Source organism: Actinoplanes sp. TBRC 11911 (assembly GCF_012933445.1).
Classification (GTDB): domain Bacteria; phylum Actinomycetota; class Actinomycetes; order Mycobacteriales; family Micromonosporaceae; genus Actinoplanes.
The window spans coordinates 38,137-64,911 of record NZ_JABBNC010000031.1; the positions used below are offsets into that span (position 1 = coordinate 38,137).

A 26,775-nucleotide genomic window follows, 5' to 3' on the forward strand; every position below is an offset into this window, starting at 1 on the left:
ATTTTGCGACCATCGTCCGTTTCCCGCCGATTAGGTGCTGCCGCGGCGGGCACATTGTTGCTGGCCGGAGTCGCGTCCGCGCCGGCCTATGCGGCACCCCCCCCCACCCATGCCGCCGGCGGTCACGAACCGCAGCGCCGGGCCGACTACGACAGCCGTGAGACGTTGAGCACGGAAGCCGCCGCGCCCGCCGCGACCCTGCGGGCACTGACGACGAACAATGCGACCGCCGCCAAGACGTTGCGTGACCAGCTCGGCGTCCAGGGAATCGTCGACATCGACCGCTCGACCGGGACGCCGCGCCGGGTCACCAAGCTGGACGGCTTCCTGACCGAACCCAGCCGCAAGAAGCCGGTCGACGTCGCGCTCGGCTATGTCAAAGCGCACCCGGAGATCTTCTTCCTGGACAACGCCGGCCTCAAGACCCTCAAACTGCGGCAGGACTACGTCGACATCGAGGGCACCCACCACCTGAGCTTCATCCAAAGTGTCGCGGGCGTACCGGTTTTCGGTAATGGTCTCAAGGCGCACGTCACCAAGGACGGGCGTCTGCTGCAGATCGACGGGGCTCCGCTGAAGTCGCTGCCCGCCACCGCCGGCAGCCCGGCGCTGAGTGCCCCGGCAGCCCGTACCGAAGCGGTCAAGGATGTGTTCGGCACGTCCGGCGCCCGGGTCACCAAGGCCGGGACCGATGTGGCCAGGACCACCACGTTCAGCGACGGCGGCAACGCCCAGCTCGTCTTCTTCAACACCGCGGCCGGCCCGCGCCTCGCCTGGCAGACGATCGCCATGGACGAGGGCTACCAGCACGTGGTCGACGCGGCGACCGGGCAGATCCTGTACCGGCACAGCATGGTCGAGTCGGACACCGGCGACGCGTTCGCCAACTACCCGGGCGCGCCCCAGGGCGGCACGCAGCGCACCGTCGACCTGCGGCGCTGGCTGCCGGACAATGCGCCGAACCTGAACGGCAACGTGGCGCACGTCTACTCGGACGTGAACGACGACAACGTCGCGAACCCCACCGAGGAGGTGCCGACCCAGGGCGGCCGGCGCGACTTCGAGTACCCGTTCACCGACTTCACCTCGACCGTCGGGGGCCGCTGCTCGGCCGCGTTCAAGTGCTCGTGGGACCCGAACACCCCGAACTCGTGGCAGGTCAACCGCAAGCAGAACGCCGTCCAGATGATGTACTTCCTGGGCACCTGGCACGACCACCTGGCGGCGGCGCCGATCGGCTTCACCCGGGCGGCCGGCAACTTCGAGGCGCGTGACGGCGACGCCGTGCAGGCGCAGTCCGACGACGGCGCGAACACCGCGAACGGGCTGCCCGACATCAACCACGTCGACAACGCCAACATGAGCACCCCGCCGGACGGCATCGCGCCGACCATGCAGATGTACCTGTTCCTGCCGGACGACCTGTTCCTGGCGGGCAACTCGGGTGACGAGTCCGGTGTGGTCTACCACGAGTACACGCACGGTCTGTCCAACCGTCTCGTCGTGGACGCCAACGGCAACTCGACGCTCGGCGACGTCCAGGCCGGCTCGATGGGTGAGGCGTGGGGCGACTGGTACGGCTCCAGCTTCCTGGTCGACCAGGGCCTGGAGAAAGACACCAAGACCATCGGAGACGTACGCGTCGGCAAGTACGTGACGGCCGGCGACACCATCCGCACCGAGCCGCTGGACTGCACGGTCGGCGCGCCGGCCACCGTCTGCCCGGGCACCCCGGGAGCCGGTTCCGGCGGCTACACCTACGGTGACTTCGGCAAGATCATCGGCGGTCCGGAGGTGCACGCGGACGGCGAGATCTGGGCGCAGACCCTGTGGGACCTGCGCAAGGCGGTCGGCAGCACGAAGGCCGAGTCGCTGGTGACCCGGGCCATGGAGCTGTCCCCGGCGAACCCGTCGTTCCTGGACATGCGCAACTCGATCCTCGCCGCCGACCTCGTGGTCAGCCACGGCAAGCTGCAGAAGACGATCTGGTCGGTGTTCGCCAAGCGCGGCATGGGCTTCTTCGCGGCCACCGTGGACGGCGACGACTCGCAGCCGGTCGAGGACTTCACCATGCCGCCGTCGCCGAACACCCCGCGGGGCTCGCTGACCGGCAAGGTCACCGACCAGGACACCGGCGCTCCGGCGGCCGGTCTCACCGTCGGCTTCGGCGGGCACGCCTCCGGCTTCGCCAGCGATTACACCGCGATCACGCAGGCCGACGGCACCTACCGGATCGACGGCATCCTGCCCGGCACGTACGCGAAGGTCTTCGCTCGCGGCGCCGGATACGACACGGTCACCAAGACCCTGAAGATCAAGTCCCACACCACCCTGCGTACGGACTGGCAGGTGCGCCGTGACTGGGCGGCCTCCAGTGGTGGCGGAGCGGTGGTCAGTTTCACCGGCCCCGACTACACGGTGTTCGGGTGCGGTCCGGCCAAGCTGATCGACCAGTCGCAGGTCAACGGCTGGGGCTCGGACGTGGCGGCGGCCGGCCAGCAGATCGTGCTGCGGTTGTCGGACGTCGTCGACGCCACCGACCTGGTGATCAACCCGTCCGCGACCTGTGGTGACGACCCGACGGCGTCGACCGCCGGGTACCGGGTGGAGACGTCGGCGGACGGCACCACCTGGACGCTGGCGGCGACGGGCACCTTCCCGACCGGCACCGTCACGGCCACGTCGGTTCCGCTGAACGCGGGCACCGGCAACGGCATCGGTTTCGTCCGGTACACGATGCTGAACACGCAGGGCCAGGCCGCGGGTCTGTGCCCGGCGGGCCAGCCGCCGACGGTCAGCGGCTGCGTGTTCCAGGATTCGACCGAGCTCTCGGTCTACGGCTCGGCAAGCTGACGCGATACCGGTCGCCGCCTTCCGGCGGCGGCCGGTATCATCCAGGGCATGGCCCGGCAGTTCCTCCTTCTTAGCCGGCCGTGCTGCCCCTGCCGATAGACGGGCACAGCACGGCGATCCCCTCCTGAGCGAGGGGATTTTTTGTGTCCGCGACATACCGAAGACGAGATGCCGACGATGAGCGAGTCCGAGACACCGAAGTTCCGCTACACCGCCGCGCTGGCCAACGAGATCGAGCCGCGCTGGCAGGCCTACTGGGCCGAGAACGGGACCTTTCGCGCGCCCAACCCCGCCGGCGATCTAGCCGATCCGGCCCACCCCCGGGCCGGCGCGCCCAAGCTGCACGTTCAGGACATGTTCCCGTACCCGTCCGGCGCGGGCCTGCACGTGGGTCACCCACTCGGGTACATCGGCACCGACAGCTACACCCGGTACAAGCGGATGACCGGCTACAACGTGCTGCACCCGATGGGGTTCGACGCGTTCGGCCTGCCCGCCGAGCAGTACGCGGTGCAGACCGGCACGCACCCGCGGATCACCACCGAGGCGAACATCGAGCGGTACCGCGGCCAGCTGCGGCGGCTGGGCCTGGGCTACGACGACCGGCGCAGCTTCGCGACGACCGACCCGGACTACTACCGCTGGACCCAGTGGATCTTCCTGCAGGTCTTCAACTCCTGGTACGACCCACAGATCCGCAAGGCCCGCCCGATCCCGGCGCTGATCGCGGAGTTCGAGGCCGGCACCCGGCTCGCCCCGGACAAGCCGTGGGCGTCGATGACCGCCGTCGAGCGGCGCAAGCTGATCGACGACCACCGCCTGGCGTACGTCAGCGAGGCCCCGGTCAACTGGTGTCCGGGCCTGGGCACGGTGCTGGCCAACGAGGAGGTCACGCCGGACGGGCGCAGCGAGCGCGGCAACTTCCCGGTCTTCAAGCGCAACCTCAAGCAGTGGATGATGCGGATCACCGCCTACGGTGACCGGCTGGTCGAGGACCTGGACACGCTGGACTGGCCGGAGCCGGTCAAGCTGATGCAGCGCAACTGGATCGGCCGCTCGCGGGGCGCGCACGTCGACTTCCCGATCGAGGGCGACGGCGTCGTCACCGTCTTCACCACCCGGCCGGACACGCTGTTCGGCGCGACCTACATGGTGCTGGCACCGGAGCACGAGTTAGTCGCGTCGCTGGTGCCGCCGGCGTGGCCGGAGGGTACGAAGCCGGCCTGGACCGGCGGCGCGGCGACGCCCGGCGAGGCGGTGACGACCTACCGCGCCGAGACCGCCGCGAAGACCGAGGAGGAGCGGCTGGCCGACGCCAAGGTCAAGACCGGCGTCTTCACCGGCGCGTTCGCGACCAACCCGGTCAACGGCGCCCGCGTCCCGATCTTCATCGCCGACTACGTGCTGGCCGGGTACGGCACCGGCGCGATCATGGCGGTGCCCGGCCAGGACGAGCGGGACTGGGAGTTCGCGGAGAAGTTCGAGCTCCCGATCATCCGGACCGTGCGCGCGCCGGAGGACTTCGAGGGGGCGTACACGGGGGAAGGTCCGGCGATCAACAGCGGCTGGCTGGACGGCAAGCACGTCGCCGAGGCCAAGGCCGCCATGATCGACTGGCTGGAGCAGCACGGGCACGGCCGGGGTGCCACCAACTTCCGGCTGCGCGACTGGCTGTTCAGCCGCCAGCGGTACTGGGGTGAGCCGTTCCCGATCGTCTACGACGAGACCGGCCTGCCGGTATCGCTGCCCGACTCGATGCTGCCGGTCGTGCTGCCCGACGTGGACGACTTCTCGCCGCGCACGTTCGACCCGGAGGACGCGGACAGCGAGCCGGAGACGCCGCTGTCACGCAAGCGGGACTGGGTCGAGGTCGAGCTGGACCTGGGCGACGGGCCGCGCACCTATACCCGCGAGACCAACACGATGCCGCAGTGGGCCGGTTCCTGCTGGTACGAGCTGCGCTACCTGGACCCGCGCAACGACAAGGCGATGGTCGACCCAGACAACGAGGCCTATTGGATGGGCCCGCAGCGCGACGGCGACTCCGGCGGTGTGGATCTCTACGTCGGCGGCGTCGAGCACGCGGTCCTGCACCTGCTGTACGCCCGTTTCTGGCACAAGGTCCTCTACGACCTGGGCCACGTCTCGTCGTTCGAGCCGTTCCGGAAGCTGTTCAACCAGGGCTACATCCAGGCGTACGCGTACCAGGACGACCGTGGATTTTATGTGCCCGCCGAGGAGGTCGTCGAGCGCGACGGCACGTTCTACTACGGCGAGCAGGTTGTGCAGCGCAGCTACGGCAAGATGGGCAAGTCGCTGAAGAACGTCGTCACCCCCGACGAGATGTGCGACGCGTACGGCGCCGACACCTTCCGGGTGTACGAGATGGCGATGGGCCCGCTGGACGTCTCCCGCCCGTGGGAGACGCGTGCCGTGGTGGGTTCGCAGCGGTTCCTGCAGCGCGTGTGGCGGCTGGTGGTCGACGAGGAGACGGGTGCGGTCCGGGTCGGCGACGAGCCGCTCGAGCCCAAGGTCCGCAAGCACCTGCACCGGACGATCGCCGGCGTCCACGAGGACATGGACGAGCTGCGGTTCAACACGGCGATCGCCAAGCTGATCGAGCTGACGAACACGCTGACCCCGCTGCCGGTCGCGTCCCGGGAAGCGGTCGAGCCGCTGGTGCTGATGCTGTCGCCGTTCGCGCCGCACCTGGCCGAGGAGCTGTGGGCCAAGCTGGGGCACTCGGGCACGCTGGCGTACGCGGACTTCCCGCAGGCCGACCCGGAGCAGCTCAAGGCCGAGTCGGTGACCTACCCGGTGCAGGTCAACGGCAAGGTCCGGGCGCGGGTCGAGGTGTCGCCGGAGGCGCTCGAAGCGGAGATCCGCTCGGCGGCGCTCGACGTGGTCGCCGAGGCGCTGGCGGGTCGCGAGCCCAAGAAGGTGATCATCGTGCCCGGTCGCCTGGTGAGTGTGGTCGTCTAGGCGTACGGGAAACGCCGTGGCCTGGTGTTTTGAAGATCAGGCCGCGGCGGCCGCCTTGCGCGACGCCCGCTTCCACCGCACGACGATCGTCGTGGTCAGCGCGAAACCGATCAGCGCCGGCGCGATCGTCAGCGGGTTCATGTCGCCCGGCGCGGTCACCGCGGCGCCGATCACCGCGTACGAGATGGCGGACGGGATCGAGGCCAGCGTGGTGCCGAGCAGGTACCGCTTCTGGCAGACGCTGGTGGTGCCGTACGCATACCCGATCAGGCCGAACGGGGCAAGCGGGAGGAAACGCACCAGAAGCACCGCGGCCAGGCCCCGCTTGTTGAGCCAGCCGTCGAGGCGCTGCAGACGACCGCCCGCCTTGGCTGACAGCGCGCCCCGACCGGCCCAGCGGCCCGCGTAGTACGTGGCGGTGGCGGCGATGACCGCGGCGGCCAGGGCGGTGGCCGCACCGATGCCGGCGCCGAGCAGCGCGCCACAGGCGACCGTGATGGCCGTGCGGGGCACGAGCACCGAGAGCAGCAGCCCGCCGACCACGGCGACCGCGACAGCGGCGGCCGGACCGAGCTTGGCCACCGTGTCGGAAATTTCCTGCAATGGCAGGATCGCGGCGGCGACGGCGAGACCGGCCACAACGAGCGCCAGCAGACCGAACCGGACGAGACGGCGCTTCCAGCCCATCGGGGCGGCAACGCTGTGCAGAGCGGCCGGGGGTGGCGTGGCGATCATGGTGTCGGTCATGCAGGCGTTCCCCTCGTCGGTTCGTGCTCGTCAGGCTTGTCTTGGTGCGGCTGCGGCAAGTCTTTCGGCGCGAAGGCGTTCCGGCCAGGTGTCATCGACCGGAGAAAGGCTATCCGCGCCGATCGCCCAACGCAGTAGCAGATCGGCTATAGCTGGGTTGCGAGCGAGGGCAGGCCCGTGTGAATACGTGCCCAGGATCTTCCCGTGCCAAGCGCCCTCGGTGTGTCCGTCGTTGCCGATCCCGGCGGTCACCGAGGCCAGCGGGGTGGCGCCCGGACCCAGGTGGGTACGGCCGCCGTGGTTCTCGAAGCCGGTCAGCGGCGGCAGGCCCAGGCGCGGGTCGATGTCGCCGCGGATCTCGCCGACCGCGCGGGTCTCGCCCCGCGTCGAGTGCAGGTCGAGCATGCCGAGTCCGGCGCATTTCGTCCCCTTGGCGAAGAACGAATGACCGAAGATCTGGTAACCCGCGCAGATCGCGAGCACCGCCGCGCCTTGATTCACCGCGCGGTGCAGGCCACCGTCGTTGATCAGCCGCTGCGAAGCGAGGGCCTGCGGACCGTCCTCGCCGCCGCCGATCAAGTAGATGTCCGCACTGGACGGCATCGGCTGGTCCGAGCGTACCTCGTAGGTCTCCACCGGAATGCCGCGCATGGCGGCCCGGCGGCCGAGGATCAGCATGTTCCCCCGGTCGCCGTAGGTCGACAGCAGATCCGGGTAGATCCACACGATCCGCAGCGTGCTGTCAGTTGACACGGTCCAACTCCGCTCGGATGTCCTGGAACGCCGTGTAGTTGGCGATCACCTCGAGGCGTCCCGGCGGCACCGCCCGAATCACCTCGTCGAAGGAATACACGTGCCGGAACGGTATCCCGTTCACCTCGAGGCGCACCGCGAGGTCGTAGGCACGGTCACCGGTGATCAGCACCGGCCGGTTGTACAGCGGCGAGAAGTCGACGTCCCACAGCCAGGAGGTGTCCAGGCCGTCGGGGTCGCGCGCGTTCACGGAGAGCAGGGTGGGTGCCTGCTCGGCCATGTCGAACGCCTCGAGCCAGCTTGCCGGGTTCTTCGCCAGCAGCAGGCGGACGTTGCGTCCGTCCCGGTCGACCTGCGCGTACCGGCCGGCCACCGAGGTGACGGTGGCGAGCCGGGGGACCGCCTCGATCGGGCGGACCCCGAACTCGGCCGCGACCGCCAGCGCGGTGGCCGCGTTACCCAGGTTGACCCGGCCGGGCAGCTGCAGCTTGACCAGGTGCCAGTCGCCGCGCGGGTCGATCACGCCCTCGTCCTCGACCTGCCACTGCGGACGTGGGCGGCGCAGCCAGCACCCGGTGCACCACCAGTCGCCGTTGGCGCGCTCGATCGGATGGCCGCTCTGCGGGCAGACCTGTGAGTCGTCGCTCCACCGCTGGCCGGCGCTGAACCAGGTGACGTGCTGGCTGCCGGTCGCGGCCCAGACGACCATCGGGTCGTCGGCGTTGGCCACGATGCGGATCTCCGGGTTCTTCACCAGCGTGTCGCGCCAGAGCGCGGCCATCATCGCCACCTCCTTCGCCCGGTCGAGCTGGTCGCGGGAGAGGTTGAGCAGCGCGATGACGCGGGGGGTCGTCTCCTCGACCACCTGCGGCAGGTAATGCTCGTCGACCTCGAGCACCGCGAACGGCGTGGAACCGGCCTTGGCCAGCGCCGACGTGTGGCCGCTCGGCATGTTGGCACCGAACGAGTTGGACGCGACCCGGCCCAGCGTCTGCATCGCCGCGGCGGTCAGGCGGGTCGTGGTGGTCTTGCCGTTGGTGCCGGAGACCAGCGCGATCGCGCGACCGGCCGCCAGATGGCTCAGCAGCTCCGGATCGATCTTGAGACCGATCCAGCCGCCGATGACCGAGCCGTCGCCGCGTCCCGCGGCCCTGGAGAGCGCGGCCGCGGTCTTCGACACGGATGTCGCGACCTTGGCGCGCAGGGGCATTCTCGCGTCCGTCACGGCGACGAGGGTACCGGAACGCGCCGCGCGGCCGAATTGTTGCTCGTGTACGCCGAGTCGTTATCTGATCTTGCGTTCACCCGTTGGGTACGGGCAATTGTGTGTTCTGTTTCACCCGTAACTTTCCACAGTGGGTATTCGGCTTATCGCTTTCGGTCACGGCATTTGTCGCGCCCCATTTACAAAACGGACAGCCCTCCGCATGCCAAACACGCTGCGTGACTTTTCGGTAGCAAACGATCTTGCAAACTTTCCTGTAGCAAGGTTGTCGCCGGCTTACCCGAACCGCCGGCTCGTGACGATCCGGTTCACGCCGAGCCCTGCCCCGGGCCGTCGTCACGACCACCGAACACGCACCACCACCACATAAGGCAAAAGGGGGCAGGGACGGGGGACCCACAGTTGGTCCGCTCCGCGTCACCCGGTTCGGGTGGCGTTGTGGAGAGCTCCTTGGGGTGAAGCCACGCTCCGTGGCCGGGCAACCTTCCCGCCCGAACCCGACAGCTAACCTCGCAGGCGTGCCGGAGGGATATCTCTACCGTGCACGAACACAGTTCGAGCCGGCGTCGGCGATCCATCGCCGGTTCCGGCAGCATCGCGCTGTCCCTGGGTCTCTGCCTCTGCGCCGGCCAGCTGGTCGGCACACCGGCCGCGGGTGCCGCCACGGCACCGGTCGCCGCGCCCGCCGCGGCCTCGGCCGTGCAGGTGGCGCCGCTCGTCCAGACGGTCTCCGCCCTCCAGGCGAAGCTGCCGCTGACCGCCCCCGCGTCGGCTGCTCCCATCAAAGCCGCCGTCGCCGTCGTCAAGTCGAAGGCAACGCCCAAGGTCCAGACGAAGTACAGCACCCGGACGCTGAAGTCCGGTGGCAAGGTCAAGGTAACCGCGAAGGTGCTCAACCCCGCGAACGGCAAGGCCATCTCCGGCACGGTCCGCCTCCAGGCGCTCCGTAACGGCAAGTGGATCAACTGGGGCATCCCGTCGAAGCGGCTTGCCTCCGGTTCCGCGACGTTCTCGGCGGCACCCAAAATTAGCGGGTACTTCCGCGTCTACTACACCGGGAACGGCTCCTTCAAGCCCGCTCTCAGTGGCAAGACCAGGGTCGCGGTCACCCCCGCCGTGAAGAAGAAGCCGACCTTCAAGACGGTCGCCTTCACCTCCTCGACGGTCGGCAGCAAGATCCTGGCCGAGGCCAAGCGCCACGTCGGCGCACCGTATGTGTTCGCCGCTTCCGGTCCGAGCCGCTTCGACTGCTCGGGTTACACGATGTACGTGTACCGCAAGGCGGTCGGCGTCAAGCTGCCGCACAAGGCGAACTCGCAGCAGAAGTACGGCAAGGCGGTCGCGAAGAGCGCCAAGAAGGTCGGCGACCTGATCGTCTACCGCACCGGCACGTACGGTTACCACGTCGGCATCTACGCCGGCGGCGGCTACATGTACGACTCCCCGCACACCGGCAGCACCGTCGGAAAGCACAAGCTGTACGGCACGAATTACGTCGTACGGCGCCTCGCCTGAGGCTAGGTGCTCAGCGGCAGCGAGGCGTGGCGTCCAGGCCGCGTCTCGCTGCCCGCTTTCCTCCCCCGTACGCGGAAGCGAACAGTCCCCGCCAACCGCCCAGCCAGCAGCCCCCTCACCCTCCTCACGCCCGTTCCGGCCGGCCCGCCCCCTCCCGCCACCGGGGCTTCCGCCCGCACAGCCTTCTAACCTGGCGAAGTCCGACGAGTTACGGCCGTTTGCCAAGCAATAGCGGGCGGCGTGTTCGGCCACGCTTTCTGCGGCCTGTTGCGGTGCCGGGTGGGCCGCGCTCGGTGGCCGCGCCAGCGCCGCTTTCCCACCCTGTCTGCCGCCTGTTGCGATGCGAGTTCTCGGCGCGCTTGGTGGCCATGCGGGCGGCGTGTCTGGTCATGCTGTGTGCGGCCTGTTGGGGTGCGAGTGTGGGCGCGCTTGGCGGCCATGCGGGCGGCGCGTCTGGTCACCCTGTGTGCGGCCTGTTGCGGTGCGAGTGTGGGCGCGCCTGGCGGCCATGCGGGCGTCGCGTCCGGTCACCCTGTGTGCGGCCTGTTGCGGTGTCGGGTGGGGCGCGCTTGGTGGCCGTGCGGGCGTCGCGTCTGGTCACCCTGGCTGCGGCCTGTTGCGGTGCGGGTGTGGGCGCGCTTGGCGGCCATGCGGGCGGCGCGTCCGGTCACTCTGTCTGCCGCCCGTTGCGGTGCCGAGGTCGGTGCGCTGTGCCCCTTTTGTAGCCTTCGATGGCATTCGACGCGGCCTGTTCAGGCGTTTCGGCGGGAATTTCGAGACCTTGGAGAGTTATGGCTCGTATGTGGGCCTAACTCTCCAAGGTCTCGAAATCGGGCGGCAAACGGTAGCTTGAAAAGCTGCCAGACACGGACAAAATGACCGTCCTCTTCGGACGATCGCCCACGATGTAAGCGTCCACGTCCAAATAGTGAGAACCCGGTCATGAGGATCGGCAAGCGCTGGCTCGCTGGCCTGCGCCGAACCGACCAAAGTGTGCCCAATGCGGGCGCACTGGACACCTCGCCGGGCGGCAGCCAGCCCAGCCCAGCACCTCCGCCGCCATGGCAGCCCGGCCGGGCCACCCCGTGACCGTGACGGGCGGCAGCAGGCGGAATTTGGCACGCGCGCCGCCATGGCAGCCCGGCCGGGCCACCCCGTGACCGTGACGGGCGGCAGCAGGCGGAATTTGGCACGCGCGCCGCCATGGCAGCCCAGCCGGGCCACCCCGTGACCGTGACGGGCGGCAGCAGGCGGAATTTGGCACGCGCGCCGCCATGGCAGCCCAGCCCGGCCACCCGCGGCCGTAACGGGCGGCAGTCGGCGGGTTGGCACGGACCGCCGCCGTGGCAGCCCAGCCCGACCACCTGGTGACCGTGACGGGCGGCAGCTGGCGGAACTTGGCACGGACGCCGCCGTGGCAGCCCAGCCCGGCCACGCCGCGACCAAGACGGGCGGCAGTCGGCGGAGCTCGGCACGCGCGCCGCCGTGGCAACCCGGCCCGGCCACCCGCAGCCGGGACAGTCGGCAGTCGGCAGTCGGCAGTCGGCGGAGCTCGGCACGCGCGCCGCCGTGGCAACCCGGCCCGGCCACCCGCAGCCGGGACAGTCGGCAGTCGGCAGTCGGCAGTCGGCGGAGTTTGGCACGCGCGCCCGTCCCCATAGCCCAGCCCAGCACGGCCCACCCGCTGTCTGGAGTCGTCGAAGCCGCACCTCTTATATGCGGCGGCCTCGCTTTATATGCGGCGGCCTCGCTGCCGGTCACGGGGGTGACTTGAGGGCGGTCCGCAGCTGCGCTGCCACGGCGGACGGGTCGGTGCGGAGTAGCCAGGACGGGAAGCGGAGGATGCGGTCGCCGGCGAGCCAGATCTGGTTTTGGCGGAGCATGTCGGCTGCCCAGTGCTGGGCGTCCATGTGGTGGGCGCCGTCGATCTCGACGAGCAGGCGGTGCTCGGGCCAGTAGGCGTCGATGAAGCGGAGACGGCCGGCCGCGTCGCGGCGGCGGTGGCTGAGGGTGGGGCGGGGTAGGTCGTGGCGGCGGCACAACGCCAGGAAGTCGGACTCGGACAGGGCGTCGGCGCCGCCCTCGATGTCGGCGATCATGGCGGCGATCAGGCGGCGGCGGTGGAGTCGTGGGAGGTCGGTCAGGACGGCACGCATGTCGGCCGGGGCGGCGCGGCCCTGCTGGCAGGTGGCGGCGAGGATGGCCAGGGCCTCGCGGTCGTGTGCGGCCCAGGCGGCGGCGTCGATCGCGGAGCGGGCGGTCGTGGTCCGTGGTGGAAACCCGTCCAGGCGGTGGGTCTCAGGCAAGGCGACGCGGTGGATGCGGACGGCGGGCATATCGGCGGGCAGCCGCGGGAGCTGCGCGGCCGCCCGGCGATCGACGGGCACGATGACGTGCAGCGGCTCGGGTCGTAGTCCGGTGACGCCGCCCTCGGCAGCCGCGGTCGGGCCGGCCAGAAGAGACCGGTGCCCGGCGATGAGGACGGCGGCCGCCAGCTGCTGAGGGCGGGCGAGCGGGCCGTTCCGGGTGGCGAGAACGCCGCGGCAGACGCTGCGCCAGCGCCCCTGACGCAGGTTTCGCCGCACGGCGGCGCGCCCGATCGCCGCGGTGGCTTGGGACGTGGTCACCACACCGCACTGCTCGACCATGGTCCGGCTGAAGGGCATGCAGCAACCCTGCCCGAACCGCCGGGCCCTCCGCTGCCCCTGTGGATAACTACGGAGGGGTCTCCACTTTCCTCCCCCTGGGGGTTGACAACGTGTGCCGGTGCGAGGTTTGGGCGTGTTTCGGCGGGTTCAAACAGAGGGTCACGGGAGGATGTCGGAAACCGGACGTGGTCGATCAAGGCGCGGCGCTCCACTTCTGAAGCAACCCGCTGAGCTGCGGTTTTATCTGCGAATCTGGCTCGCGAGTGCGCTCATTCCGGTTGCGGGTGGAGGGAAGTGGAGTAGAGTGGAGCGCAGTGGCAGGGCCGAGGAGAAGCCGACCTGGGGGGCCTGCCGGCCCGAGTTGACAGGCGGACCGCGAACCGCCAAGGGGCAGGGGGTTGAGGGCCGATGTTTCTCGGCACGCATACCCCGCGCCTTGACGACAAGGGGCGGCTGATCCTTCCGGCCAAGTTTCGGGATGAGCTGGCGGGAGGTGTCGTGATCACCAAAGGGCAGGAGCGTTGCCTCTACGTGTTCCCGATGCCGGAGTTCCAGCGCATCGCGGGCCAGTTACGGGAAGCGCCGGTCACGAACAAGGCCGCACGGGCGTACAGCCGGGTCTTCTTCGCCAGCGCGCATGATGAGGTCCCGGACAAACAGGGGCGGGTCACGATCCCGGCGCACCTCAGGGGGTACGCGGCACTCGAGCGCGACCTCGTGGTGATCGGGGCGAGCACCCGGGTGGAGATCTGGGACAAGCAATCGTGGGATGAGTACCTCGCGGCGAGCGAAGACGAGTTCGCCGACATCGAGGAGGGGGTGCTGCCCGGCGGACTGTAGGCCGGCATCGGCTTGGCCCGCCTCGCGTGGCCCGGACGTTCCTGCCTCCGTACTGCGAGATCTCCAGCCGCTCCCGCTCCTGGCACCTCTTCCCCGGTGCCAGGCGCGTGTCCGGCCCAGGCCACGATGAACCGCCTAGCGGATTTGATCGTGAACGGGACGAGCGGATGGGGATCTGGCGGTACGGGCGGGGCGTCCGGGCCAGGCATTCCAGAGAGGGTTGGGCGTGATGGGGGTCGACATGGAGGAGCCGCGCGGCACGCACGTCCCGGTGCTGCTCGAGCGGTGCATCGAGCTGCTCACCCCCGCGCTGGAGCTGCCCGGGGCGGTGCACGTCGACTTCACGCTGGGTCTCGGCGGGCACGCCGAGGCGGTGCTGCAACGGTTCCCGGACGTGGTCGTTATCGGCCTCGACCGGGACCCGGAGGCGCTGGCGTATTCGCGTCGCCGGCTCGCTCCGTTCGCCGCGCGCACGCATCTGATTCACGCGGTCTACGACGAGCTGCCGCAGGTCATCGACGATCTGGACTATCCGCGGATCCACAGCGGACTGTTCGACCTCGGGGTCTCCTCGCTGCAACTGGACGAGGCGGACCGCGGCTTCGCGTACGCCCAGGACGCTCCTCTGGACATGCGGATGGACCAGTCCTCGGGCATCACCGCCGAGGAGGTCGTCAACACGTACGAGCCGGGGGAGCTGGTGCGCATCCTCCGGGCGTACGGGGAAGAGAAGTTTGCTCCTCGGATCGTGTCGGCGATCGTGCGGGAGCGGGCGAAAACCAGGCTCACGTCGACGGCCCGGCTTGCCGAGCTGGTCAAGGACGCGATCCCGGCCGCCGCGCGACGAACGGGTGGAAATCCCGCGAAAAGAACGTTTCAGGCGCTACGTATTGAGGTAAATGGCGAACTCGCCGCACTGGAGTCGGCCGTACCGGCCGCTTTGGACGCGTTGGCCCCGAAAGGGCGCCTTGTGGTGATGAGCTACCAATCTTTGGAGGACCGGATCGTCAAGCACGCCCTCGCCGAGAGAGCGCGCAGTCGTGGGCCGATCGACCTGCCGGTCGAGCTGCCCGGGACCGGTCCGACGCTGCGGTTACTGACAAGGGGGTCGGAACCGCCCAGCGACGAGGAGGTCGCGGAGAACCCGCGAGCGGCTTCGGTGAAGCTGCGCGCGGTGGAACGTCTCAGCGACAAAGGGGCCGACCGCGAACGGCCGCACATGGCAACACCGCACGGGGGACGGCGGCGCCCACGCCGCCAGGGGGAACACCAAGAGGGGGAGGGGAAAGCATGAGCGAGCGCAGCCAGGCGCCGCGGTCGGGGGGCCGGACCGCGGATCAGCGCAGGCGCGATGCCGACGCCCAGCGCGCGCCGGAGCGACTTTCCGGCGAGGCCGACACGCGACGGTCAGGGATGCGGCGTGACCGGGGGACGAACACGCCATCTCGGGGCCGCGAGACGGAGTTGCCGCGCTCTCGCCGCGATGAGGCTGCTTCGGTACGCCGGGAGGGGCGCGACACCGGCGCCAGTGGCCGTCCGCGCGAGTCCGATCGCGGCCGGTTGCGCCCGCGCGACACGGAGGGTCTGCGCATCAAGCCGCGCCGGGAGACCGACGGGGTGCGCGTCCGGGCGCGCGGCAGCGAGGCACCGCGGGTCAAGCGGGACGCGGAGGGGCTGCGCTCGAAGGCGCGCGACACGGATGGCGTGCGGGCTCGATCTCGCGACACCGACGGGCTGCGGGCCAAGACGCGTGACGCCGACGGGCTGCGGGCCAAGGCGCGGGACACCGAGGGCGTGCGGAACCGGGCTCGTGGGCACGCGAACGACACCGACGGGTCGCGGGTGGGGGCCCGTAACGGCTCGTCGCTCGGGCGCGGGGTCGACGCGGGGCGGCTCGGCTCGCCGGCGGCGCGGGACCGCAAGGCCTCGGTGCGCCGTGGCCGGATGGCGGACGCGCTCGCCGGGCGGCGGCGTGCGCAGGACGTGGACGCGCCGATCGACGGCACCGCAGCGCTTCAGGTGTCGCCGGAGATCATGGCCGAACCGTTGAAGGTCACCGACGCGCCGAAGCCGCCGCAGCTGCGGGTCGCGCCGCCGGCACCGATCAGTGTGCCGCGGGCGCCGTTCGTGGCGACCGTGCTCGGCGTCGTCGTGGTCGGCGTGCTCGGCATTCTGCTGATCAACACGAAGACGAACGAGAACTCGTTCCGGATCGCCGACCTGGAGAAGCAGAACGCCGTCCTGGACAACAAGAAGCAGGACCTGGACAACCAGCTCGTGCAGGCGTCCAGTGTGGGCAACCTGGACGCCGCGGCCCGCCGTCTCGGCATGGTCAAGGTGGACAAGATGGCGCTGCTGAAGCTGCCCGACGGCAAGATCATCGGGGTGCCGACGCCCACCGACGGCAAGGTCTCGGTCACCGCGCAGGATCCGAAGGGGTCCGCGGATCCGGACGCCAAGCCGACGGAGAACGCCGGGACCGACGCGCAGCAGCCGCCGGCGGGGCAGCCGGCGGCCGGGCAGAACGGCCAGACCGGGCAGGGCAACCAGAACGGCCAGCCCGCCGGGCAGCCGACGCTGGGTCAGCCGACGCTGGGGCAGACCGATCCGGGTCAGCCGACGCTCGGTTCGGGGCAGACCGGGCTGGGCACGACCAACGGGAACCAGACCGGTACCGGGCAGACGGGACAGTAGGTATGCCGCCGCGTTCTGACGACACACCGCGCCGGGGCGTTCAGCCCCGGCGCGGCACGTCTCGTGACCTTCCGCCGGAGGAGACGGACGACGAGGGCCGCGGTTTCGGCGGCATCGGTGACGCGCGCGCCTACACGCCGCGCGGACGCACGGTGGCCGAGCGGGACCAGCGCACGCGTTCGCCGCGCGCGGGCCGCAACACCGACCCGTTCCGCCCGGCGCTACAGGTCCTGGACGGTGGGCGCCCCCAGCGCGGCCGTCGCCCCGATGCTGATTTGCCGGATAAATCGGATAAATCGCGGGCGGAGGAGCAGAAAGGCGCCTCGCGCTCCGGTGCCAAGCCGGACTCGGCGCAACGGCGTGAGTCGCAACAGCGAGAAGCACCGCTGCGACAGACCAGGACGCGGGGGGCCAAGCCGCCCGAGAGCCGGACGCGCGGCGCCAAGCTGCCCGAGAGCCGGACCCGGGAGGCCAGGCTGCCCGAGAGCCGGACCCGGGACGCCAAGCTGCCCGAGAGCCGGACCCGGGACGCCAAGGCGCGGATGCCCCGCGGGCCGCGGCCGGAAGTCGTCGACGACTTCGACGACGACGCGTTTGACGGCCGTTCCCGGGGGCGCGGCGGGCGCCCGGCCCCGGCGGGAACGGGCAAGGGGAGTAGGAACGGCAGGCCGCCGGGCTACCCGCGTACGGGGAAAATCGTCGCTGAACCGCCCAAGCTGGCCAACAGCACCCGGCGGCTGCGGATCGGCGCCGTGGTGGCGCTCGCGCTCTTCGCCATGGTCGGGATCCGGCTCGTCGTGCTGCAGGTGGGCTCGTCCCCGGCCGACGCCGCGCGGCTCATGGAACTGCGCGAGGACCGGCTCGCCACCGTCATGCTGCCCGCCGCCCGCGGAAGCATCCTGGACCGCAACGGCGCCGTGCTCGCGCACAGCGTCGAGGCCCGCTTCGTCGCCGCCGACCCGAAGCTGGTTAAGGACCCGGTGAAAATCGCCGGCATCCTGTCGCCGCTGATCGGTGTCGCGGCCTCCGAGCTGGTGCCGAAGATGACCCCGCACGACCGGCCGGGTGGCGGCGAATCGCGCTTCGAGTACCTCGCCCAGGGCGTCGACATCGGGATCGGCGAGAAGATCAAGGCGATGGACCTGCCGGGCATCGTCGTCAAGCAGGACGAGCGGCGCGACGAGCCCGGCGCCGACCTGGCCGCCAACCTGATCGGCTTCGTCGGCGCGGACAACTCCGGCCTGGAAGGGCTGGAGGCGCGCTACGACTCGCTGCTGCGCGGTACCGACGGCGAACACGTCTTCGAGATCGGCAAGGGCGACCTGGACAAGCCGATCCCGGGCGGCTACGACAAGCTCACCGCGCCGCAGCCGGGCACCTCGCTGCAGCTGACCATCGACGACGACCTGCAGTACGAGGTGCAGCGCATCCTGTGCGAGCAGGCGAAGTCGGACAAGGCCTCGATCGCCGGTGCCGTGGTGCTCGACGTCAAGTCCGGTGAGGTGCTGGCGCAGGCGAGCTGCCCGACCTACAACGCGGCGAAGGCGGAGGACTACTCGCCGACCGACCGCGTGGACGTGCCGAGCGCGATCATCGCGGACCCCGGTTCGGTGCACAAGGCGTTCATCTTCGGCGCCGCCCTGCAGGAAGGGCTGATCACGCCGGACTCGGTGGAGACCATCGGGCCGGGCATCGAGCGCGGCGGGTACGCGTTCCGGGACAGCCACCCGCAGCCCAAGGGCACGAAGATCACGATGCCGGGGATTCTGGCGTTGTCCAGCAACGTCGGCACGATCCTGCTGGCCGACCGGCTCGGCGCCCAGCGCGTCTACGAGTACCAGCAGAAGTTCGGGCTGGGTAAGGCCACCAACGAGGGCATGCCGGGCGAGGCGCCGGGCAAGCTGCTGACCCCGGCCGAGTGGAGCGGTTCGGCGTCCGGTTCGGTGCCGATCGGCATGAGCGTGGACGCGACGCTGATCCAGATGGCGGCCGGCTACGCGGCGATCGCGAACAACGGCACCTACGTCCAGCCGCACCTGATCAAGGCGATGATCTCGGGGCAGAACGGCAAGGTGACCCCGGGTCCGGCGCCGGAGACGCATTCGGTGCTGAGCCCGAACGTCGCGGCCGAGCTGCGCAACATGATGCAGGCGGTGGTCGATGACAAGGAGGCGACCGGGACGCAGGCCGCCGTCAGCGGCTACAACGTGGCGGGCAAGACCGGCACCGGCAAGCGGCTGATCGACGGTCAGTACACGAGCTACAACTACGGGTCGTTCATCGGCATGGCGCCGGCCGACAACCCGCAGTTCGTGGTAGCGGTGTCCGCCGATGTCCCGCACGGCAGCGGCGGCGACGTGGCCGCCCCGGCGTTCAGCAAGATGATGCAGTTCGCCCTGCTCCAGCGCAAGGTTCCGCCGTCCACGACGAAGCCGCCGACATTCAAAATCCATCCGTGAGCCCGTTTTCGACCGGATGCCGGACACGGGGTAGGGTCTGACGCCGTGCCCGGCATTCCTCGTCCCACGACTGTCGCGCCGCTGAGATTGAGCCGGCTCGCCGCGCTCGCGCCGGCTGCGCTGAGCGGCGCGGACGTCGAGGTCACCGGCATGACGCACAACAGCCGCGAGGTGCGTCCCGGTGATCTGTACGCGGCGCTGCCCGGGGCCAACCGGCACGGCGTGGAGTTTGTCGCGCAGGCCGTGGAGGCGGGTGCCGTCGCGGTGCTCACCGATGCGGCCGGGCGCGACGCGGCACTGTCGTCGGGCCTGCCGGTGCTGGTGTCGGAAGACCCGAGAAAAAGCCTCGGTGCGCTCGCCTCGGCCGTCTACGGCGACCCGTCCGCCCGGCTCACGATGATCGGCATCACCGGTACGGCGGGCAAGACCTCCACGGCGTACCTGGTGGAATCGGGTCTGCAGGCCGCCGGGCTGGTCACCGGCCTGATCGGCACGGTCGAGACGCGGCTCGGCGACCTGATCGTGCAGAGCGTGCGCACCACGCCGGAGGCGACCGACCTGCAGGCCATCCTGGCCGCCGCGCTGGAGCGCGACGTGACCGCGGTGGTGATGGAGGTGTCCAGCCACGCCCTCGCCGTCGGCCGGGTCGGCGGGCTGCGCTTCGCGGTCGGTGGGTATACGAACTTCGGTCTCGACCACCTCGACTTCCACGCCGACGCGGACGACTACTTCGCGGCCAAGGCCAAGCTGTTCGACGGCCGGTCCCGGGTCGAGATCCTCAACCACGACGACCCGGCGCTGGTGCCGCTGCGCAAGCCCGCGACGGTGACGTATTCGGCGGCCGGCGACCGGGACGCGACGTGGTGGGCCTCGGACGTCCGCCCGTCGGCGTTCGGTCAGCGTTTCGTCGCGCACGGCCCGGACGATCTGGCCGTCGAGGCGGGCGTGGCGCTGCCTGGCCGGCACAACGTGGCGAACGCGCTGCTGGCCCTGGCCTCGCTGGTCACGGTCGGGGTGGACGCGCGCATCGCGGCCCGGGGCATCGCCGCCTGCAAGGGCGTGCCGGGCCGTCTCGAGCTGGTGGACGCGCCGGGCGAGATCCTCGGCGTGGTCGACTACGCGCACAAGCCGGACGCGATCGTGGCGGCCCTCGCCGCGCTGCGTGAGCTGGCGACCGGGCGGGGCGGCCGGCTGATCTGCCTGATCGGTGCCGGCGGCGACCGCGACAAGGGCAAACGCCCGCTGATGGGTGCCGCCGCGGCCCGGGGTTCGGACCTGGTGATCGTGACGGATGACAACCCCAGGACCGAAGACCCGGCTTCCGTACGCGCTGCCGTGCGCGCCGGTGCGGAAGGCGCGGGCGCCGCGGCGAAGATCGTCGAGGTGGCCGGCCGGCGTGCGGCGATCGACGAGGCGGTCCGTCTCGCCGGGCCGGGCGACGTGGTCGCGGTACTCGGCAAGGGACACGAGCGGGGCCAGGAGGTGAACGGCCAGGTGCTGCCGTTCGACGACCGGATCGAGCTGGCGGCCGCGCTGACCGCCGCCGCGGAAGGTGCTTCTTCTTGATCCGCATGACATTGGGCGAGGTCGCCCGGATCACCGGTGGACGTCTCGTGAACGCCGCGTCCGACCTGGTGGTGACCGGGCCGGTCGAGTACGACTCCCGCAAGATCGGGCCGGGCGGTCTGTTCGCCGCGTTCGAGGGCGAGAAGGTCGACGGGCACGACTACGCGGCCACCGCGATGACATCGGGTGCGGCCGCGGTGCTGAGCACCCGGGACACCGGCGAGCCGGGCGTCGTGGTGGACGAGCCGCTGGCCGCGCTGGCCCGGCTGGCCCACGCGTCGCTCGAGCGGCTGCCGGAGCTCGCCGTGGTCGGGCTGACCGGTTCGTCCGGCAAGACCACCACGAAGGACTACATCGCGCAGCTGCTGGGCCGGCTCGGTCCGGTGGTGGCGCCGCCGGGGTCGCTGAACAACGAGCTCGGCTTCCCGTACACGGTGCTGCAGGCGAACGAGGAGACCCGCTTCCTGGTGCTCGAGATGGGCGCGCGCGGGGTGGGTCACATCCGGTACCTGACCGACATCGCGCGGCCGCGGGTCGGCGCGGTGCTGAACATCGGCGACGCGCACCTGGCCGGGTTCGGCTCCCGCGAGGGCACCGCGCTGGCGAAGGGTGAGCTGGTCGAGGCGCTGCCGCCGGACGGGGTCGCGGTGCTCAACGCGGACGATCCGCTGGTCGCCGGCATGGCGCCGCGGACCGCCGCCAGGGTGCTGCTGGTCGGCGAGGCGGCCGAGGCCGCGGTGCGCGCCACCGACGTGACGGTGGACGATCAGGGGCGCGCTTCATACATCCTGCATTTCGGCGATAAAACCGGAAATGTCGGTCTCGCCGTGACGGGTCGCCACCAAGTGGCCAATACGCTGTCGGCGGCCGGCGTGGCGCTGTCCTTGGGCATCGACTTCGACGACCTGGTGACCGCGCTGGGCGAGATCGGCATCGTCTCGGTCCGGCGGATGGACGTGTTCCGGCGCCCGGACGGCGTCACCGTCATCGACGACTCGTACAACGCGAATCCGTCGTCCATGGCCGCCGCCCTGCACGCGCTGGCCACGATGGCCGGTGGCCGCCGCGCCACCGCCGTCCTCGGCTACATGGCCGAGATGGGCGAGCAGGAACGCTCCGGGCACGAGGGGGTCGGCCGGCTCGCCGCCGAACTCGGCGTGCACCGGGTGATAGCGGTCGGCCCGGAGAACGCCCGGCCGATCCTGGACGGGGCCACGGCTGTGAACGGGTGGACCGGCTCGGCTATCTTCGCCGAGGACCAGGCCACCGCGATCGAGATCGTGAAGGGCGACCTGCACGCCGACGATGTCGTGCTGGTCAAGGGTTCGCGCTACCGCACGTGGGACGTGGTCGACGCACTGCGCCCGGCAAGGAGTGAGGTCAGCCCGTGAGGGCAGTAATCGTCGCGGCGGCGGTCGCGTTCATCATCTCGCTGTTCGGCACGCCGGTGGCGATCCGGGTCTTCTCGGCGCTCAAGGCCGGGCAGCCGATCCGCACCATCGGGCCGGCGACGCACATGGGCAAGCGGGGCACCCCCACCATGGGCGGCGTGGCGTTCATCGTGGCCACCGTGTTCGCGTACGCGGCCGGCCACCTCGCCCTGACCACTCTCCCGGACCGGCAGATCGCCCAGGAGAAGCCGACCATGACCGCGCTGGTCCTGCTCGGCCTGTTCGTCTTCTGCGGCGTGGTGGGCTTCCTGGACGACTTCCTGAAGGTGCGCCGGCGCAACTCGGACGGCCTGAGCGCCAAGGGCAAACTGCTCGGCCAGCTCATCGTCGGGGTCGGCTTCGGCATCGTGGCGCTGTACGTGCCCAGCACCAACGGGCAGACGGTGGCCAGCGAGCACATCTCGTTCATCCGGGACGTCAGCTGGCTGGACGTCGGCAAGGTCGGCTCGGTTCTGGTCTTCGTGTTCGTCATCATGGCGATGTCGAACGGCGTGAACCTGACCGACGGACTGGACGGCCTCGCCACCGGCGCCTCGATCCTGGTGCTCGCGGCGTACGCGCTGATGGGTTTCTGGCAGTACCGCCACTGGTGTGGTGACACCGCGTACGCGACCGCGAACGCCTACTGCTACCAGGTCCGGGATCCACTGGAGATCGCCATGATCGCGGCGGCGGCCGCGGCGGCGTGTGTGGGCTTCCTGTGGTGGAACACGAACCCGGCCCGGATCTTCATGGGCGACACCGGCGCGCTCGGCCTGGGCGGTCTGATCGGCGGCCTGGCCGTCGCCACCCGCACCACGCTCCTGTCGATCATCATCGGCGGCCTGTTCGTGATCATCACGATGTCCGTGGTCATCCAGATCATCTCGTTCAAGACCACCGGCAAACGCGTCTTCCGCATGTCGCCGCTGCAGCACCACTTCGAACTGGCGGGCTGGTCCGAGGTCAACATCGTGGTCCGGTTCTGGATCGTGGCCGGCATCTGCGTGGCCATCGGTCTCGGATTGTTCTACTCGGACTTCCTGGCGGTCATGGGCTGAGTCACACGAAACCCGCACACGACACACCATCGTGGTGACACGGACTCGCGTGTCGTGACGACCATGATGAGGGCATGGCGGACGACCGAACCCAACAGGCTGCTCGCCCGTCACTGAGCCGGCAGTTGCTGCCCGCCGTGCACGGGTTGCTGGCCCGGCCCCTCTCGTCGTACTACCTGCTCGTCGCGAGCTCCGGCCTGCTGCTGCTCATCGGGCTCACCATGGTGTTCTCGGCGACGAGCGTCAAGGCGTACGCGGAGAACGGAAACGCCTTCTCGGCCATCGCCAACCAGGCGGTCTTCGCCCTGCTCGGCCTGGTCGCGTTCTGGGTGTGCCAGCGGCTGCCCGCGAGCACGCTGCGCGACCTCGGCAAGTACGTGCTGGGCGCGGCCATCGTGCTGCTCGCCATCCTCGACTTCCTGAACGCCCTGCGGTCGGTGCACCTGATCGGCGCGCCCAAGATCGGCCCGGTCCGTGCCGACCTGCTCTGGCTCTACGTCGGCCCGATCGGCCTGCAGCCGGCCGAGCTGGCCAAGCTCGGGCTGGTGCTGTGGGGCGCCGACATGATCGCCCGCAAGGGCCCGGCGCTGGGCCACTGGCGTGAGCTCGCCCGTCCGCTGCTCCCCGTGGTCGGCCTGCTGTTCGTCCTGGTCGGCTACAACGACCTGGGCACGATGCTCGTTCTTCTCGCGCTGGTCGTGGGGTTGCTCTGGGCGGCCGGCGTACGCCTGCGGGTGTTCGGTGCGCTGGGCGTGCTCGGGCTGGCGGGTATCGGGCTGCTGATCGCGGCGGCGTCCGGTGGCGCGGGTTCCGGCGAGGCCGGCTCGGACAACTACCGCCTGGCCCGGCTCACCACCTTCCTGCAGCCGCTGGACAAATGCGACCTGGAAGGGCCGTGCTACCAGCTCATCCAGGCCCGTTCCGCGATCTTCGAGGGTGGCTGGTTCGGGGTCGGCCTGGGCAAGGGCGCGCTGAAGTGGAACTGGCTGCCCGAGGCGGACAACGACTTCATCTTCGGGGTGGTCGCCGAGGAACTGGGCGTGGTCGGGTGTGCCGTGGTGCTCGCCCTGTTCTCCGTCCTGGCGTACACCGGGTTCCGGATCGCCCGCCGCTCGCAGGACCCGTTCCGCCGGCTGGCCGCCACCGCGATCACCACGTGGCTCGTCGCCCAGGCGGTGATCAATGTGGGCGGGGTGACCGGCATGCTCCCGATCACCGGTCTGCCGCTCCCGTTCATCTCCGCTGGTGGCAGCGCCCTGGTCGTGACGATGGCCGCGGTCGGGATGCTCGCCTCGTTCGCGCGCGCCGAGCCGGACGCCGCGCGGGCCCTGAACGCCCGTCCGCCCTCTCGATGGGTGCGACTAGTCTGGGCCCCGCTGCCGCCGATGTCCCCGCCGCGGCGTACGCCAGAGGGTGTTAGGAGAAGGTGATGGGTGTGCTGCGGTCGGTCGTGCTCGCCGGGGGAGGTACCGGTGGTCACATCTATCCGCTGCTCGCCTTCGCCGATGCTCTCAAGCGGCACTTCCCCGAGGTCCGGATCACCACGCTGGGCAGCCCCCAGGGCATGGAGAACGAGCTGATCCCGGCCGCCGGGTACGACCTGCGGGTGATTCCGGCGTTCCAGCTGCCCCGCGCGGTCAACATGAATCTGCTGCGTACGCCCGATCGGATGTACAAGTCGGCGCACGCGGCCGGCAAGATCCTCGAAGAGGTCCAGGCCGACGTCGTGGTCGGCTTCGGGGGATATGTGTCCGTCCCCGCCTATCTCGCCGCCTGGCGCCGGGGCGTGCCGATCGTGATCCACGAGGTCAACGTGCCGCCCGGCGTCGCAAACCGGATGGGGATGCGGTTCACCAAGAACGTCGCGGTGGGCTTCCCGCAGCAGCCGGTGATGGCCGAGTCGCTGCGCGACGCCCGGGTGGTCGGCGTGCCGCTGCGCACCGGCATCTCGCATCTCGACCGGCCCGCGCTGCGGCCGGAGGCGCTCTACCGTTTCGGCCTGCGCCCGGATCTGCCGGTGCTGTTCGTCTCCGGCGGGTCGTCCGGCGCCCGCACCATCAACCTGGCGGTCGCCGGGGCGGCCAAGCGGCTCAGCCACTCCGGCATCCAGGTGCTGCACGTGCAGGGCGGGCGGAACGACCCGTTCGACGTGCCGGCCGATCTTCCGGTGCCGTACCGCGTCCTGCCCTATCTGTCCGAGATGCAGCTCGGGTACGCTGCGGCCGATCTCATGCTGTGCCGGGGCGGCGCGATCACGGTGGCCGAGACGACCGCGCTGGGCGTGCCGGCCATCTATGTCCCGTACCCGCACAGTAATCAGGAACAGAAGCGCAACGCGCTGCCGGTGGTGGAGTCGGGGGGTGGCATCCTGGTCGACGACGCGGAGGTGACCCCCGCGTGGGTCGAGCAGACCGTCATCCCGCTGGCCCGTGACCGGCAGCGACTGACGCAGATGGGCACGGCCGCCGCGCGGTACGGGCGGCGGGACGGCGACGAGAAACTGCTCGAGTTCGTTCTCGAGGCGGTGGCCAAGACACGATGACGTCGGACGTGGCGAGCAAGGGGAGCGCAGAAGTGAACACGGCGGAGCTGACCTCGGCCGGCGAGTTGACCGCCGAGGATCTGGGCAGCGTGCACCTCATCGGGATCGGCGGCGTCGGCATGGCCGGGCTGGCCCGGTTGCTGCTCACCCGCGGCATCCCGGTCTCCGGCAGCGAGCTGCGCGAGTGGCCGACGCTGGCCGGTCTGCGCGCGCTCGGCGGCATCATCCACATGTCGCACGTCGCGTCGAACCTCGACGGTGTGGACACGGTCGTCTACTCGACCGCCATCCCGCAGGACCACCTGGAACTGGTCGAGGCGCGCAAGCGCGGCCTGCGGGTGCTGCACCGGTCCGAGGCGCTCAAGGCCGCGATGACCAACCGGCAGACGATCGCGGTCGCCGGCACGCACGGCAAGACCACCACGACGTCGATCATGACGGTGATCCTGCAGCACGCCGGGCAGGACCCGTCGTTCGTGATCGGCGGCGAGATCTCCGAGGCCGGCTCGAACGGGCACCACGGCACCGGCCCGCACTTCGTGGCCGAGGCCGACGAGAGCGACAAGTCGTTCCTCATCTACCGGCCGCACGTCGCCATCGTCACCAACATCGAGGGCGACCACCTCAACAACTGGGGTGACCTGGACGCTCTGAAGGCCGGGTTCGTCCAGTTCGGCCGGCTCACCGAGCCCGACGGCTGCGTGGTGACCTGCGCCGACGACCCGGGCACCCAGGATCTCATCACGACGCTGCGCGCCGAGGGCCGTACGGTGTGGACGTACGGCGAGAGCGCGGACGCCGACCTGCGGATCAGCGACATCGTGTCCACCGCGAGCGGGGTGCGCTACGCCGCGTCGCTGGACGGCGAGCCGCTCGGCGAGATCAAGCTGGCGCTGCCCGGCAAGCACATGGGGCTCAACAGCGCCGCCGCGGTGCTGACCGCGCTGCGTCTGGGCCTGCCGCTGGACAAGGTGGTCGAGGCGCTGGCCGCGTTCCCGGGGGTGCGCCGCCGGTTCGAGCGCAAGGGCATCGCCGCGGGCGTGCGCGTCTACGACGAGTACGCCTACCACCCGACCTCGGTGAAGGCGGCGCTGCGCACGCTGCGCGAGGTGGCCGGCGACGGCCGCCTGCTGGTCGTCTTCCAGCCGTACCGGGTGTACCGCACCCGCGACCTGCAGGCCGAACTGGCCGAGGGCCTGGCGATCGCGGACCAGGTGATCGTCATGGAGGTCTTCGGGCCGGGTGAGGTGCGCCAGCCGGGCGAGGGCGGCGTGGCGCTGACCGCGGCGATCGACCTGCCCGCCGACCGCAAGGTTTTCGTCCCCGACTGGGAGGACGTGCCGGCCGAGGTCGTGCGCCGCAGCCGCGAAGGTGATGTGGTGGTGACCATGGGTGCACCGCCGATCTCGCTGATGGGTGACGAGTTGCTGGCCGCGCTGGCGGATTCCGAGTAACGCCGC

At 70.4% G+C, this 26,775-nt stretch carries 17 protein-coding genes and 1 riboswitch; of the genes, 13 read left to right on the forward strand and 4 right to left on the reverse strand.

The window, feature by feature from the left end; all coding sequences use genetic code 11:
- Positions 1 to 3 precede the first annotated feature (3 nt).
- Together HH310_RS32025 and leuS are read left to right on the forward strand one after the other, a co-directional pair.
- Positions 4 to 2,853: a M36 family metallopeptidase gene (locus tag HH310_RS32025; RefSeq protein ID WP_169179449.1), complete on the forward strand. Its 2,850-nt coding sequence runs from the start codon at positions 4 to 6 to the stop codon at positions 2,851 to 2,853.
- A 168-nt stretch (positions 2,854 to 3,021) separates the two neighbouring features.
- Positions 3,022 to 5,835, forward strand: a complete 2,814-nt coding sequence (gene leuS / locus HH310_RS32030) for a leucine--tRNA ligase (RefSeq protein ID WP_211192866.1) — start codon at positions 3,022 to 3,024, stop codon at positions 5,833 to 5,835.
- Between the two features lie 36 nt (positions 5,836 to 5,871).
- Here leuS and HH310_RS32035 read toward each other — a convergent pair whose 3' ends face one another.
- Genes HH310_RS32035 through HH310_RS32045 form a run of 3 tightly spaced genes read right to left on the reverse strand, consistent with a single transcriptional unit; the run spans position 5,872 to position 8,545 of the window.
- Entirely contained in the window at positions 5,872 to 6,582 is a 711-nt protein-coding gene (locus tag HH310_RS32035; protein WP_248294638.1) for a TVP38/TMEM64 family protein, read from the reverse strand.
- Between the two features lie 30 nt (positions 6,583 to 6,612).
- Positions 6,613 to 7,335, reverse strand: coding sequence for a type 1 glutamine amidotransferase (locus HH310_RS32040; protein ID WP_169179451.1), 723 nt, complete (start codon positions 7,333 to 7,335; stop codon positions 6,613 to 6,615).
- Complete coding sequence (locus HH310_RS32045) at positions 7,325 to 8,545, reverse strand: MurT ligase domain-containing protein (RefSeq protein WP_169179509.1); 1,221 nt, start codon at positions 8,543 to 8,545, stop codon at positions 7,325 to 7,327. The genes HH310_RS32040 and HH310_RS32045 overlap by 11 nt, the downstream gene beginning before the upstream one ends.
- A 359-nt stretch (positions 8,546 to 8,904) precedes the next feature.
- A riboswitch (cyclic di-AMP (ydaO/yuaA leader) is annotated at positions 8,905 to 9,094 on the forward strand.
- Positions 9,095 to 9,100: 6 nt separating this feature from the next.
- Between HH310_RS32045 and HH310_RS32050 the strand changes: the two genes are divergently transcribed.
- Positions 9,101 to 10,075, forward strand: a complete 975-nt coding sequence (locus HH310_RS32050) for a C40 family peptidase (RefSeq protein ID WP_312034454.1) — start codon at positions 9,101 to 9,103, stop codon at positions 10,073 to 10,075.
- Positions 10,076 to 11,832: 1,757 nt separating this feature from the next.
- Here HH310_RS32050 and HH310_RS32055 read toward each other — a convergent pair.
- On the reverse strand, positions 11,833 to 12,741 hold the full coding sequence (locus HH310_RS32055; protein ID WP_169179452.1) for an endonuclease domain-containing protein: 909 nt from the start codon (positions 12,739 to 12,741) through the stop codon (positions 11,833 to 11,835).
- 390 nt (positions 12,742 to 13,131) lie between these two features.
- On the opposite strand from HH310_RS32055, the gene mraZ reads away from it, so the two are divergent.
- The 10 genes from mraZ (at position 13,132) to murC (ending at position 26,769) form a co-directional block, all read left to right on the forward strand.
- Positions 13,132 to 13,563: a division/cell wall cluster transcriptional repressor MraZ gene (gene mraZ, locus HH310_RS32060; RefSeq protein ID WP_169179453.1), complete on the forward strand. Its 432-nt coding sequence runs from the start codon at positions 13,132 to 13,134 to the stop codon at positions 13,561 to 13,563.
- 229 nt (positions 13,564 to 13,792) lie between these two features.
- Positions 13,793 to 14,857, forward strand: coding sequence for a 16S rRNA (cytosine(1402)-N(4))-methyltransferase RsmH (gene rsmH / locus HH310_RS32065; RefSeq protein WP_169179454.1), 1,065 nt, complete (start codon positions 13,793 to 13,795; stop codon positions 14,855 to 14,857).
- 170 nt (positions 14,858 to 15,027) lie between these two features.
- Positions 15,028 to 16,257, forward strand: coding sequence for a hypothetical protein (locus HH310_RS32070; protein WP_169179455.1), 1,230 nt, complete (start codon positions 15,028 to 15,030; stop codon positions 16,255 to 16,257).
- 2 nt (positions 16,258 to 16,259) lie between these two features.
- On the forward strand, positions 16,260 to 18,716 hold the full coding sequence (locus HH310_RS32075; protein ID WP_211192867.1) for a penicillin-binding transpeptidase domain-containing protein: 2,457 nt from the start codon (positions 16,260 to 16,262) through the stop codon (positions 18,714 to 18,716).
- A 45-nt stretch (positions 18,717 to 18,761) separates the two neighbouring features.
- Positions 18,762 to 20,282, forward strand: coding sequence for a UDP-N-acetylmuramoyl-L-alanyl-D-glutamate--2,6-diaminopimelate ligase (locus HH310_RS32080; RefSeq protein ID WP_169179456.1), 1,521 nt, complete (start codon positions 18,762 to 18,764; stop codon positions 20,280 to 20,282).
- Positions 20,279 to 21,673 carry a UDP-N-acetylmuramoyl-tripeptide--D-alanyl-D-alanine ligase gene (murF, locus tag HH310_RS32085; protein WP_169179457.1) on the forward strand — a complete coding sequence of 465 codons (1,395 nt, stop codon included), beginning with the start codon at positions 20,279 to 20,281 and terminating at the stop codon, positions 21,671 to 21,673. The genes HH310_RS32080 and murF overlap by 4 nt, the downstream gene beginning before the upstream one ends.
- Positions 21,670 to 22,773 (forward strand): phospho-N-acetylmuramoyl-pentapeptide-transferase, encoded by a 1,104-nt coding sequence (mraY, locus tag HH310_RS32090; RefSeq protein ID WP_169179458.1) that lies wholly within the window; start codon positions 21,670 to 21,672, stop codon positions 22,771 to 22,773. The genes murF and mraY overlap by 4 nt, the downstream gene beginning before the upstream one ends.
- Before the next feature lie 74 nt (positions 22,774 to 22,847).
- Positions 22,848 to 24,203, forward strand: coding sequence for an FtsW/RodA/SpoVE family cell cycle protein (locus tag HH310_RS32095; RefSeq protein ID WP_169179459.1), 1,356 nt, complete (start codon positions 22,848 to 22,850; stop codon positions 24,201 to 24,203).
- The gene (murG, locus tag HH310_RS32100; protein ID WP_169179460.1) at positions 24,203 to 25,315 is read left to right on the forward strand and encodes an undecaprenyldiphospho-muramoylpentapeptide beta-N-acetylglucosaminyltransferase; all 1,113 of its coding nucleotides are present in this window, start codon (positions 24,203 to 24,205) and stop codon (positions 25,313 to 25,315) included. Before HH310_RS32095 ends, murG begins: the two co-directional genes overlap by 1 nt.
- Positions 25,312 to 26,769, forward strand: coding sequence for a UDP-N-acetylmuramate--L-alanine ligase (gene murC, locus HH310_RS32105; protein WP_211192868.1), 1,458 nt, complete (start codon positions 25,312 to 25,314; stop codon positions 26,767 to 26,769). Before murG ends, murC begins: the two co-directional genes overlap by 4 nt.
- Positions 26,770 to 26,775 lie beyond the last annotated feature (6 nt).